General features: G+C 34.8%; 14 protein-coding genes and 2 pseudogenes. 1 reads left to right on the top strand and 15 read right to left on the bottom strand.

What is annotated here, in order from left to right; genetic code table 11:
• Nucleotides 1-149: 149 nt before the first annotated feature.
• The 14 genes and pseudogenes from MHI57_RS20260 to MHI57_RS20195 form a co-directional block, all read right to left on the bottom strand.
• Nucleotides 150-401: pseudogene (locus tag MHI57_RS20260) on the bottom strand (DUF975 family protein); the annotation flags it as partial.
• 471 nt (nucleotides 402-872) lie between these two features.
• Nucleotides 873-1,883, bottom strand: coding sequence for a trypsin-like serine peptidase (locus MHI57_RS20255; RefSeq protein WP_340978072.1), 1,011 nt, complete (start codon nucleotides 1,881-1,883; stop codon nucleotides 873-875).
• Between the two features lie 81 nt (nucleotides 1,884-1,964).
• Nucleotides 1,965-2,351, bottom strand: a complete 387-nt coding sequence (locus MHI57_RS20250; RefSeq protein WP_340978071.1) for a DUF3221 domain-containing protein — start codon at nucleotides 2,349-2,351, stop codon at nucleotides 1,965-1,967.
• Between the two features lie 23 nt (nucleotides 2,352-2,374).
• Nucleotides 2,375-3,130 carry a hypothetical protein gene (locus MHI57_RS20245; protein WP_340978069.1) on the bottom strand — a complete coding sequence of 252 codons (756 nt, stop codon included), beginning with the start codon at nucleotides 3,128-3,130 and terminating at the stop codon, nucleotides 2,375-2,377.
• Between the two features lie 614 nt (nucleotides 3,131-3,744).
• Nucleotides 3,745-4,077 (bottom strand): annotated as a pseudogene (locus MHI57_RS20240) (Replication termination protein); the annotation flags it as partial.
• A gap of 360 nt (nucleotides 4,078-4,437) precedes the next feature.
• Nucleotides 4,438-4,794 carry a hypothetical protein gene (locus MHI57_RS20235; protein WP_340978068.1) on the bottom strand — a complete coding sequence of 119 codons (357 nt, stop codon included), beginning with the start codon at nucleotides 4,792-4,794 and terminating at the stop codon, nucleotides 4,438-4,440.
• Nucleotides 4,795-5,316: 522 nt separating this feature from the next.
• Complete coding sequence (locus tag MHI57_RS20230) at nucleotides 5,317-6,090, bottom strand: serine hydrolase domain-containing protein (protein WP_340978067.1); 774 nt, start codon at nucleotides 6,088-6,090, stop codon at nucleotides 5,317-5,319.
• Complete coding sequence (locus MHI57_RS20225) at nucleotides 6,024-6,323, bottom strand: serine hydrolase domain-containing protein (RefSeq protein WP_340978066.1); 300 nt, start codon at nucleotides 6,321-6,323, stop codon at nucleotides 6,024-6,026. Before MHI57_RS20225 ends, MHI57_RS20230 begins: the two co-directional genes overlap by 67 nt.
• 86 nt (nucleotides 6,324-6,409) lie before the next feature.
• The gene (locus MHI57_RS20220) at nucleotides 6,410-6,841 is read right to left on the bottom strand and encodes a pyridoxamine 5'-phosphate oxidase family protein (RefSeq protein WP_340978065.1); all 432 of its coding nucleotides are present in this window, start codon (nucleotides 6,839-6,841) and stop codon (nucleotides 6,410-6,412) included.
• Nucleotides 6,842-6,853: 12 nt separating this feature from the next.
• Nucleotides 6,854-7,210 carry a carboxymuconolactone decarboxylase family protein gene (locus MHI57_RS20215; protein ID WP_340978064.1) on the bottom strand — a complete coding sequence of 119 codons (357 nt, stop codon included), beginning with the start codon at nucleotides 7,208-7,210 and terminating at the stop codon, nucleotides 6,854-6,856.
• 153 nt (nucleotides 7,211-7,363) lie between these two features.
• A complete protein-coding gene (locus MHI57_RS20210) occupies nucleotides 7,364-7,540 on the bottom strand; it encodes a hypothetical protein (RefSeq protein WP_157733782.1) in 177 nt (58 codons plus the stop codon).
• 113 nt (nucleotides 7,541-7,653) lie between these two features.
• Nucleotides 7,654-8,118 carry a YfmQ family protein gene (locus MHI57_RS20205; protein WP_095370430.1) on the bottom strand — a complete coding sequence of 155 codons (465 nt, stop codon included), beginning with the start codon at nucleotides 8,116-8,118 and terminating at the stop codon, nucleotides 7,654-7,656.
• A 21-nt stretch (nucleotides 8,119-8,139) separates the two neighbouring features.
• Complete coding sequence (locus MHI57_RS20200) at nucleotides 8,140-8,331, bottom strand: hypothetical protein (protein WP_095370431.1); 192 nt, start codon at nucleotides 8,329-8,331, stop codon at nucleotides 8,140-8,142.
• A 104-nt stretch (nucleotides 8,332-8,435) separates the two neighbouring features.
• On the bottom strand, nucleotides 8,436-9,866 hold the full coding sequence (locus MHI57_RS20195) for an aminotransferase-like domain-containing protein (RefSeq protein WP_095370432.1): 1,431 nt from the start codon (nucleotides 9,864-9,866) through the stop codon (nucleotides 8,436-8,438).
• Nucleotides 9,867-10,576: 710 nt separating this feature from the next.
• Here MHI57_RS20195 and MHI57_RS20190 point away from each other — a divergent pair.
• Entirely contained in the window at nucleotides 10,577-11,497 is a 921-nt protein-coding gene (locus MHI57_RS20190; protein WP_340978061.1) for an MBL fold metallo-hydrolase, read from the top strand.
• A gap of 119 nt (nucleotides 11,498-11,616) precedes the next feature.
• On the opposite strand, the gene MHI57_RS20185 is transcribed toward MHI57_RS20190, so the two are convergent.
• On the bottom strand, nucleotides 11,617-12,036 hold the full coding sequence (locus MHI57_RS20185; protein ID WP_322909924.1) for a DUF1801 domain-containing protein: 420 nt from the start codon (nucleotides 12,034-12,036) through the stop codon (nucleotides 11,617-11,619).
• Nucleotides 12,037-12,146: the final 110 nt, after the last annotated feature.

Raw genomic sequence — 12,146 nt, 5'->3', positions numbered from 1 at the left:
CTGCACAAAAAAAAGAAAGCTAGATACTTGCTAAACCCAGATTAAAAGTGTTCCCTATTGATTTAAGAAGAAAACCTCAGGTATATACAGTAAATTATATAAAAGATAAAAAGACCAACATCTTTATAAGATGAAGGTCTTCTAAACAATTATATAATCGCTTCCTTCACAGCAACAGCACCTTCTCGGTCTCTTAAATCTTCATAAAAGTGTGCATGGGCTGTTAAAAAGTATGGGCCAAGCCAAAGAAACCCAATTCCAAGCGTTAAGATACATAGAAAAGCCCAACCGATGAAGCTTAGGTTCAAACAAAAATATCTCCACTTATGACCCTTCATCATTTTTCGACTTTCAGTTATCGCTTTGTTCACAGATAATTCTGGGCGGTCACGTAAAATATACATCGGGGTTTCTGGATTGTGATTTTTATCGTAAGTGCATTGGTACTTTTACGTGAAAAGAATATAAAACTCTCTTGCCTTGTTACAACATTTTTTCCATAGGGAAAATTTTAATACGGTTAATACTCATTTTATGATCCACACGAAAGATAAAATACAACACTTATTCTTGAATCAAGTTTCGACAAAATTCTACATTTTCTTCAAAAATGACTAACTCTCTCCACTCGGAGTGCAGAAGGTTTTTGTATTTTCATATGTGTGAAGTTAAAAATCTATGCAACACTAAACATAGGTGTAACAATAACTTTGCAACATTAGAAAGCACACCAGAAAGTATTTGGTGTGCTTGACTAAACAGTTGTATTCCCATCCGCAGGCTTACTTTTATTACATGATAAGAAGTAAATAGTGATATTGGATAACTGTGGTGTATTGTAGATTTTCTTCTCTGAACACAGCGCCTTAAGGTTAATTTAAGGCATTTGATACAAATTGATACATAAGGTTATTCATCTTTGGACCTCCGTTGAATATTGGATTACCATTATTGTCCTTAAATCCACTACTATGTACGCCTATCACTTGGTTGCTTGTATTCAACATAGCAGAACCTGATTGACCATCTGCTGTATCAAGAGTGTAGATTGCAATTTGACCGTCTTCATCAACAACATTTCCACGCATTCCATATTGATCAATAGAACGAGCTTCCCTAATCAAATCGCCTGGATAACCGAATACTCCAATATTTTGATTCAGGATATTGTTTACCTTTCTAATTCCTGCAAAACCTGCACGATCACCTGCATGACGACCACCGGATGGTGCAAGTACAAGTACGGCGTAATCTTCAGAGATTAACCCTGTATTGATCCAATTAGTGGGAACATAATAATCAATGACACTATAGGCACCAAACCATGCTGTACTTTCACTTACACCAGGATGAACTGCTGCACTGACTATTCCTACTTTATCTCTAGCATTCACAACACAATGCCCGTTGGTTAATACTTTGTCTCTAGCAATTAATGTTCCTGTGCAAGATCCAGAATCGCCATCTGCCCAATCCATGGTTATATAAGTAACAGCACTATAAGGAAACACTGTTGTGTCGTTTACCTTAGATCTTCCATCCGGCCCAATTACTCCAAATGGAGATATTTCTCTTTTTATAAAATTATCATTTATGCTGGGTGGTAAAAGTTCTTGAAAGTCTTTGTTTAATAGATCGCCTATAAAAACAGGATTAAGTTCCCCTGATCCTTTAAAGCTCTCTGTTTCATTTCTTAGGCTTGTACTTTTTTGACTGTAGTCCTCATATTTAATCACTTCACCTTTTGAATTGACCATATCTAAGGGGTGTGAAGATTTTTTTGGATCAAATTTAAAATCCCCTAATGATTCTTCTGCAAAAGCACTGACTGGAACAAATAGAAAAGCAAATAGAACGCCGACTAAAAAAATGAATTTTTTCAAAAAATCTCCTCCTTTTATCTAATTATAAAGAATTTTCCGAAAAAATTAAACCATTTTTTGGATAAAAATGAATTTTTTATATTAATCTCTTTTCTCTATTTGGATTAATTTGATCTCAGATGGATACGATTCTAAAACTTCTTCATACCAAATTGCCACCTTATCACCATTTTTTATTCCTTTTCCAAGAAGCTTTATTCCATTATCATTAATTATTGATACTTCCTCAAACTTTCTTGAAAACATGATATCTTCATGCGAAAAATTTCCTAAGTCTGAAGTCTTGATATCCTCACCCTTTATAAAATACGTAGTTCCTTGAAAAAAGACAACATGGCCAATATCGGTTGGTTGTCTTCCTTTTATAGAGATGTTGTTACTAATTTCACTAAAAACCCAAATTCCAATAAGGATAAATAGTAAGATTCCAATATTAAAAAATGTTTTTGGGATTTTAATTCTTTTCATGATTACACCACCAAAAATAAATTTTAAATTGTTTCCGTTTTGACGCCTGCATTCTTATTTCTAAAGATCGCTCTTATTTCTCCAGTTTCTAATTTCCCATCGGCGATTGAACGGGTTTCTATGTCAATCTTCATTTCAATATCAAAAATCTCTTCCTTGAGCTTATCGCCTAAGATATTCTTATAAGAAACCTCCATTGTAAAAGATGTGTACTCTTCATATTCCTCAGGACGTAAATCATTCTCAAGTATCAAAAAAACTACACATCTCATTAAAAAAGTAAATTCGTAAGGAATTTGTATCCTTGAAACCTTATTGTCTCCTAGATAGCTCTCGAAGGAAGTGAAAGGTTTATAATAATAATAATAGCTTGATTCTGGTACGATCAATTGCTGATCTCTGTAGTCATCAATAAACTTGGAGTCAATTTGATTCTTTTGAATAAATTCAATAATTTTATCCTGATCTATGCTCCAATTTATATTTATGTCGGTAGCAAAGTGAAGTCCTATGTTTCTAATCGGAAGTTCTAAACGATCTAAAAACTGACGGTCTTTGTAAAAACGACCCAATTCTCCATTAGATATTTCTAGTCCATAGGCAACCTCCTCAACAATGATTTTAGGTTTAATCGTATCTTGCCGTTGCTGTTTGGATAATTTAAGAGACTTTGCTCCTTGACGAGCTGTACATAAAGCTGCTATAGCTGATGTCATAGCAATTAAAGCTATTATAATCTGAATCCCATCCGCTACTTTTATTTCTTTCAACCATTCCATTCTTCTCAATCTCCCTTTCACAGTAATTTGCGTACAAAACTTCTGAAATGTTAGCCTAGTCTAATCCACATATGAACGCTTCAGGTCTTCCGAGCAACTATATGGATTAAATGCTTCCTAAAATTTATTCCCTACCCTATTGGCTTGATTATCATGTATATTTGTACTACAATAAGGGTAAGTTAAAAAGGACGCAGATGTTAGTAGCATCTACGTCCGATCGTCGCACCGCATGAAGAGCGGCCGAACAATATAGTATAGTTTTCTTAAACACAAGAAATCACCCTATTGCTCGTCACGGCTGAGGGTGATTATTTCTTTCTTGTGATAAATTCAGCAATCATGAAAATTACCATTACGAATGTTAAGACAAAGGTGCCAAAACCTAGAATGACGTTTGCTATGTCTGCTGTAATCACTTGGGCGTCACCTCCCTTCTCCGCTAAGGAAGAATGGGAAAGCTCGGCCGCTCACCCTACCGTTATGCGACTAAGAAAATTATAACATTAATCTATCTATCTGTCTTGCTTCCGTTGATAATATTATAGGATAGTAGATAGCTAGTCATCGCCGTTTTGCCTCTAATAAATTCATAACTTCGCATATAGCTCCTTCTAGCTATAGTTATCTATTAGTGCCTTTTGTAACAAACCTACACATCGATCTAACTCAACCTTCAAAAGTTTTTTGTATGCTTTCGCTTCGTCATAGTTATTGAATTGATACACGACGATCTCCTGTCGCTCTGTTCCTTCTTTCTTGACGCTGTAGCTTTTAAGGATTCCGTCGTCTAGCAACTCATGTAAAGACTTGTATATTTCAGAACGCTGCGGACGATACCCAAATCTCTTAAAGTCTTCTTGCATTGTCTCCCAAAACTTAAATCCGTAAAGTCGTTCTTGCTCCGTTAGAGTGATCAAGTATAGTTTTAGGAATGCCGCTGTCTTAGCATAAAGGTACTAACGCCTTTTGACATAATTGTCACCTTCCTCTTTCGTGTTAATGTTGAAACATGTGCTACTTTAATATCCCACTATTATAACATTTGACATCTACCCTGTCTGTCCCTTCTTTTGAGAGCCTAACCCACTATGATGTAGATTTAGTGCGGGAGGGTTATTAATAGAACATCAAGAAATGGCGCGTGATCCAGGTTGTGTTTTTTAATATATGAATTTAGCACATGGTTATTTTAAAACATAGTTGACATTCGTTTGAATAGATTTGAACGAACAGCTATATTAGCTCAAAATCATGTAGGAGTTGGTTTGAGTTAGAATGTTTAAAAAAGAATGGGGACAGGAAGTTTATTTCGATACAATAGAGGAGCTGTTAAATACAATAAAGAACGACCGAATCAAGGATAAGGTGATTTGAGAATACGAAAGCGACTTAATGATGCCCCCTGGGATAATCAATAATAAGAACCATAAGAAAATATAAATGCTTTGTAAAATCGTTAATCCCAAAGCTCTTGAGAAACTCAAATACTTAAAGCCTGTAAATAATTCCTCCACTGGAAGCTTAGACCCTCTGATTAATGTAATGTACGACAATGAAAGACTTACACCAAATGGAATTAAGATGATACTAATTGCAATACTAATTAAATTATACCCTGCAGCATACTCCCATTCAGGATAAGGAATTAACAGGATTTCCATAAAAAATTCGGGGATGAACGTAATTAGAAAATATTAGAATGAGAGCAATACACCCTTTCCCCAATTGTCTAGCAATGGTGCGAGAGCAAGTTGTTTAATTTGTTTACTTTTCATCTCGTTTCTCTCCTTTCATAACCAACATATTGTAACATAAGAAAAATATCCCATCAATTGCATATTTTTCTTTTTTATATTCAACTATTAATCTTTAAAAAACGAACAAACATCTTTGAAAATTTACCAATATATATTAATTACATTAATTACTACTAAAGGTATAAACGTATGTTTCTCATTCTAGCACCCGGTAATGCGCATACTCCCCCTCTAATAAGTTGTCATTATCCTTGTCAACTTGGCTATTTCTTAATTAAAGAAAGTAGCGTTACGAGATAATCACCACTAGAGATTCCAAGAAGGTTACTCTATCCCAGCGCTCTTTTGTTCTTTTGAGAAATTAATTACTTATGATTAATGCTTAGAAAATTTATTGGAGGTAAATTGCGTTTTTTATTTATCCTCTTATTCTTTCCCTATAAATGCCCGATAAATTTCACCGATGAGCCCATCCATTTGATGAATACCAAGCTCAGTATTCGTCAAAATTATTATCCCTTCCTTCTTTTGCGGGTATAGAGCAAGCAAACTTTGAAAACCTACTCCCCAACCAAGGGAACTCAATTCAAATCCATTGGATGTACTTCCTAAAAAGCAACCAAGCCCTAACCATTCACACCCTCCCTGTGATGTAAACATTTCATTTATAGTTAGGGGTGAGAGGCCGAGCTTACTATCACCAACGATTGCATCCATGAGTTCAATCATCAGCTTACTAATGTCTTTAGATGTTGACCATAACCCTGAAGCAGCTGGATAAGGATAATGTGGGTATTTCTCTTTCACTGTTGCTCCGTTCCTATCATGTCCTTGAGAAATATTTTTCCCATAAGTAACCTCATAGGTACTACACGCCATACCCAGCGGCTGCAATACCTTCTCTTCCATTAATAGCGTGAAAGATTTACCTGTGACTCCCTCTATTAACTTCTCTATCAAGCAAAAATTCGCATCTGCATAATGAAATCTCCCCACCTGATTCTCTTGCCTGATGATAGGCTCTCGACAATATTCAGTCTTCCCAAGAAAAAGTTGTTCTACTGTAGGGTAACCCCAACGTTTTTGATAGGGTAAAAAACTATTTGGCGGATCAATGATACCTGATTGGTGACTTAATAATTGTCTAATGGTGAGTGTGGTTGAGGGTGTATTAGAGGGTATTGTCCATGTTGTGACCACTTATCTAGTTGGAGGAGCTGTTCATCTATTAGTTTGCAAGCTAAGACCGTAGTAAGCAATTTACTTATAGAGCACACATTAAACATCGTATTTCCCATAACAGGAAATTGATCGTGTTTATTACGCACTCCATATTGTTCACTTTGAAAGATTTTCTTATTTTTAATCGTTGTTATTGTTAACCCTTGTATGTGTAACGCCTTCATTCTTTCTTCTATATTTAATGCTGTCATTATATATCACTCCTTTTTTAAAGGAAACACAAACATATGTTCTGTTCAATAAAAAAAAATCCCGCTTAATTAACGGGATCTCTTTTCTATATAGTTACTTCTTCTGTTTGCTGATGTTCATTATTTAAAAAACGAATGGTTTGAGGGGTAATGGCTAATATGACATAGTTTGGATCCTCAGGCCCTTCAAACCAACGGGAGAAAGAATCCTGCCAAATCTTCTTTTTTATCTCTTCATCTTCACTGATTCGACAATGTCCCTTGACTTCAATGTATTCATCATTCAGACCTTTACCAGTATAACCTAAAAGAATAGAAGTATGTCCATTCTCCTCAATCTCTTCAACCTTTTCTGTATTTTTCTTTGTCGCACTATAAAGAGTGAACCCCTCACTATCTTCACAATAAAAAGCCATATAACGAATATGTGGCGCATTTGATTCCACCGTTGCCAATACACCGATAGGATGATTCTTGATGATTTCTTTTGCTTTTTTCATTACTTTTTCATTTGACATCAACTTCAACTCCTAGTTTAACGGTTTGAATTCATTGATACAACTTTGCACTAAAGTTACCCCTTGACTAATTGACGCTCCGCCACCAAAGGCTGACGAAACAGCAATGGTTTCCATAATTTCTTGTTCTGTGCACCCTTGATCGATACAGCCTTTTGTATGAAAGATGATGCAATATTCATCTTGTGCTTTCACACTAATTCCTAGTGCAATTAACTGCTTTTGCTTGGCACTAACTGCACCTTCTTTGAAACATTCCTCTGTAAACTCGTTAAATTTCTCTGCATATGTTGGTAAAGTGTGCGATAAATGAGCCAAACCCTCTTTAAATTGAAGAATGGATTCTGCCATATTTGATTGTTGTTCCATCTCTTTTCCCTCCATATTTTCAATATTTACAGATGTAGTATGTGCTGTTTCACATTTCTTAAGCACTAACTCGATCTAATGAAATCAAGAAGAACCTCAGTATTCAAAAAAGGCTCCTCAAAAAATTTGAGAAACCTTGTGTTCATATCTATTTTATTTACTACTATAATCATGTTCGTTCTTCGATGATGAACTCGATTTATTTTTTTGTTTTTTGCCTACTTTTTCCTCTTTTACTTCTAGTTCAATATCTTTAAGTGGTAATGGATCAACATGAGGATCTTGTTCTATTTTTTTCTTTTGCTCTTTTTTAACAGATTCTCTACTCATCTTTATAGCCACCTTCCTTATTACTTTTGTATTTACCCTTTGAGGGAAAAATAAAACAAGGATAGCTTCAATAAATAGGTAGCCCTCATTTTTAGAATAATTTTTTTAGGGGATCACATGTGATCTATTTTACTATTTGAGTATATGCTATTTTCTTCACACTCAATATATTGTTCCTTAGCAGACATTTGATAGGCAATTAGTTTCCTCTTCGTTTGTTTTACAACAGTTAGATATTTTTCTTCAATATAAAGGTATAATTGTATCTTTTTCTTTCCTTTACTATAACAAATATGATAGGGAACTGTTTTTTGATTATGCGGCATAAATAAGTCTTCATTACCAGGATAAATATGAATTCTTTTCAAAAAACTAGCTTCATTATACATGGTAACTACTTTCTCCTTAACCTGTCCCTCTATCAGTTGGCTATCATATACTAATGTAATCTCTTTTTCATTTATTTCTTGATGGATGGCAAATTTTTTTAATAACCATGCGACAGCCGCACTTGGTGGGCTAGTAATCATCTTGATTAAAATACCTAGTATTAATACAAAACCCATTGTCCATGTCATGCCTTGATCCTCCTAAAACTTTTAGTCATAAGCAATATATATAGCTAAAGCAATGATGGACAAAGCAATCACCACTATATAAATCATTGTTAAGTTTAGATTATTTTTTCTTGAAGATGATTGATAATTATCATCACTCCTATTCGTAATCAATAGGGTAGCAATAATCGCAATCATTAGGATGCATATAATTACGCCGTATAATATGATCATCTTTTATGCTCCTCTTTTATGTATTTCGCTTTCTCCTTTATCTTAATTGAAACGAGCATATTTATGACCAGCCAATTCATCTATTTTTTTACCATCCACTTCATTTAAGTAAGTGCCAATGCAGCACTAAAGCGTTGGATACCCGTTCTTATTTGTTCTTCATTTGCTCGTCCAAAGGTAAACCGCACAAATAACTTCTTTGATCCCATCATCATTCCAGGAAAATAAATAACCCCTTGTTTAATAGCATTCTCTAACAACTTCATTTCATCAACGTCTCTGTTTATTTCACACCAAATATGGATACCACCTTGAGGAATGGTAAACACCACCTGATCCCCTAAATATTTCTTTAAACTAGCAACTACTTCGTTTCTTCTTTGAACTAGTTCTGTTTTGATCCTATCTAAATGTACAGGAAAATGCTTTGACTCCAAAAAATCATTAGCAATCCATTGTGTATAGCTTGCATGACCAAAATCAATCTGCTGCTTTGCATCCGATAATCTTTCTATTACCGAGTTCGGCCCGATAATCCAGCCAATCCTTAAACCAGAAGCAACTAATTTTGATAACGAACTGATATACAATACATTTCCGTTTTGATCCATCGATTTCAATGTAGAGACAGGATTGTTATTAAAAGCAATTAAGCTGTATGGATCATCCTCAATCACTGGGATCCCGTATTCAGAAGATATATCCAAAATCTCTTGCAATTGCGCTTTCCTAAACAGCCTCCCTGTTGGATTTTGAAATGCTGGATTTAAAAAAATCATACTAATCCGGTGTTTTTTATGTAATGAAAGAAGCTCGGCAGAAAGAGCCCTATTGCTTAGTGCTGATAGGGTAAAGACTTGAATGCCTGCTGATTTGAAAATGGGTAAGTTGTAATGATAAGAAGGATCTTCAATTACAACAGCATCACCAGGTTTTAATAAGCATTGCACAACAAGATGCAGGGCTTGTTGTGCTCCAGAAGTAACAAGGATAGAAGCTGGTGTTGTTTGAATATTTCTGTATTTCTCCACATGTTTCATAATGGTATATCTTAATGCTTCACTACCTTGAGGATGGTCGTAACCTAGTCTCCCAATAAACGCTTGCATTTGCGTAATTTCTCTTAAAATATCGGTTGGATATAAATCTTCTGACAACTCACCACTCGCCATATTGATAAGTTTTCTTTTTTCCATTTCCTTACGAATTTTTTGCGTAATCGGCAAATTAGGTAAGAACGAACCTGCTTCAATATATCTGTTCCAACTTGGCATACGCTTTTTTGTCATGCCCCAAATATCTTTACTTATGACTGTACCACTTCCGATTCTCCGTTCAATTAATCCTTTTGATTCAAGTTCATCATAAGCAGCAACAATCGTACTTCTATTAACTTGAAAAGTTTTAGCTAACTGTCTTTCCGATGGTAGATTTTTATCAGCTGGAAAAGTACCGTCAGAGATTCCGTTCTCTATTTCATCGGCAATTTGTTTATAAATCGGCTTCTTTAATTTACGGTTGATTTTTTCATCCATGATATACATCCCTTTTTAGTTAATACATATAGTGTAACCAACTTATTTAATAATGGAATAGTACTTTGTTTTCTGAGTGAAATGAATAACATAGAAATTCACTACTCTATTTAGCATTGAAAAAAGGGAGAAGTTAAAAGACAATTAGTATTCGCTAATGCTTCCTATCCGTTTCTCTTTTCACTTTTTTAATTCCTTCCGTCCCAACAACACAACCAATAAGTGCAAGTATCATACTAGTCGAAATGGCTTTAATAGCATAATAAAACGCTGTGCCAGTCACACAGTCTAAAATAATGAAACGTTTAATCGTTGATGCTTTTATCGAATAAAATACGACTTGGTTTTCTTGTACTCTTTTCAGCGCGGCTCACGCACCTTTCACCTAGACATACTAAAAGTTACGTAAAGAGATTTTGTCCTATGCCTACTATAAGAAATACAATGAATTTACATACCAAGAGTTGCATTCATAAGAATTAATCTTTTTTAAATACGCAGGAACCTCATAAAGAATCCACTGGCAGCTTTTTTTCATCAAATCTTTTTTTCCCTCCACAAAACTTAAATTTAGATGTACTTTCATGAGTTTAAAATGACGGGGCATTTTCTACGTTTAAATGAATACAAAAACTTTGATATTAAAAAATAGACAGATATAATGGTTGCTAACAGATGTTTTTAAAGGAAGATAAGTTTGGAGGGTTAGAATGACGGGTAAAAAACGTTTTATTAATCTAGATAATGTAGAAAACACTAAATCATTCAATGATTTTCGTCGTTGGCAAAAAGAACGAAGACAAAATAAAAAAGATCTTACTATCCAAATTGAGCAATCCCCAACAAAAGAAATTATACGATTAAACAAAAATAGAAAAGAAGCTTCTATTACATGGATTGGCCATTCTACTTTTTTCATTCAAATAGATGGATTAAATATCGTTACTGATCCCGTGTGGGCAAACCGTATGGGTCTCGGTAAACGATTAACAGCTCCCGGTATTTCTATAACTGATTTACCAGATATCGATATTGTCTTAATCTCTCACGGTCATTATGATCATTTAGATTTTCCATCAATTAAAAAACTAAAAGGAGACCCCACTTTCTATGTACCAATTGGTTTAGGGAAAAGTTTTAGCAAACGGGGATATCAGCATATATTTGAAGCGAACTGGTATGATTCTTTTAGACTCAATTCGTTGTCCCTTTCTTTTGTACCCGCTCAACATTGGACGAAAAGATCACTAACGGATACGAATACATCTCATTGGGGTGGTTGGATAATAGAAAATGAGCCACACTCTATTTATTTTGTCGGTGATACAGGTTACTTTCGTGGGTTTAAAGAGATCGCCGAAAAGTTCAACATCAAAACTGTATTAATGCCCATTGGCGCCTACGAACCAGAATGGTTTATGAAAGTCAGTCACATTAACCCAGAAGATGCAGTGAAAGCATATATAGAATTAAATGGCGCTACCTTTATCCCTATGCATTATGGTACTTATCATTTAGCAGACGATACCGGACCAGAAGCTATTGCTAGACTAGATGCTGAATGGGAAAAGCAACAATTAGATGCCAATCAACTAAAAAAATTATTAATCGGCGAAACATTTTGGTTGTAACTGATTTGGATCGGAAATCAAACAGCATATTGATAAAGTTGACTAGGAAAGAAATTATGCATCAATACTTCCCTAGTTTCCCCTTTTATCGAAGTGACTTCCCAGCCATTGCAACGAGTTTAGAGAGGATATTTCTTCTGTAAATAACTGATTGAACTATTAATTAGTTGCGCTAATATTTCTATATCAATGTCAGCAACTTTATTAATATACACACATGACTTTCCGGTAGTATACTTACCAAAATCATTCAATATGTTTAGGCGATTAGGATCACATGCAGCTAAGTAAAGACTTATTTTAGCTTTACGCGGTGAAAAACCAACTAACGGAGCCTCTCCAGCATGCCCAGATTCGTATTTGTAATGATATTTTCCAAATCCGATAATACTCGTTCCCCACATTTTCGCTTGATAACCGGTCGCTTCAATAAAGATATCTAATAACTGATAAGCATCCTCCCGCTTCTTTACTGAATCCACTTTTTCGATAAACATTATGACGTCTTCATCCGTCTCTTTTGTCTTTAATTGATACATGTTTTCTTCCTCCTTTTATCCAGTGATTCTCTAGGCTTTTTATTTTCTTTTTACAGGAAGTATCTATACAACATTATAGGCAAACAAAAAGCTCGCCATCAATGACGAGC

It is taken from the genome of Cytobacillus sp. FSL K6-0129, assembly GCF_038007625.1.
GTDB classification, from domain to species: domain Bacteria; phylum Bacillota; class Bacilli; order Bacillales; family Cytobacillaceae; genus Cytobacillus; species Cytobacillus kochii.
The sequence above is the reverse complement of the archived record's forward strand: the minus strand, read 5'-3'. Positions and strand labels throughout refer to the sequence as shown.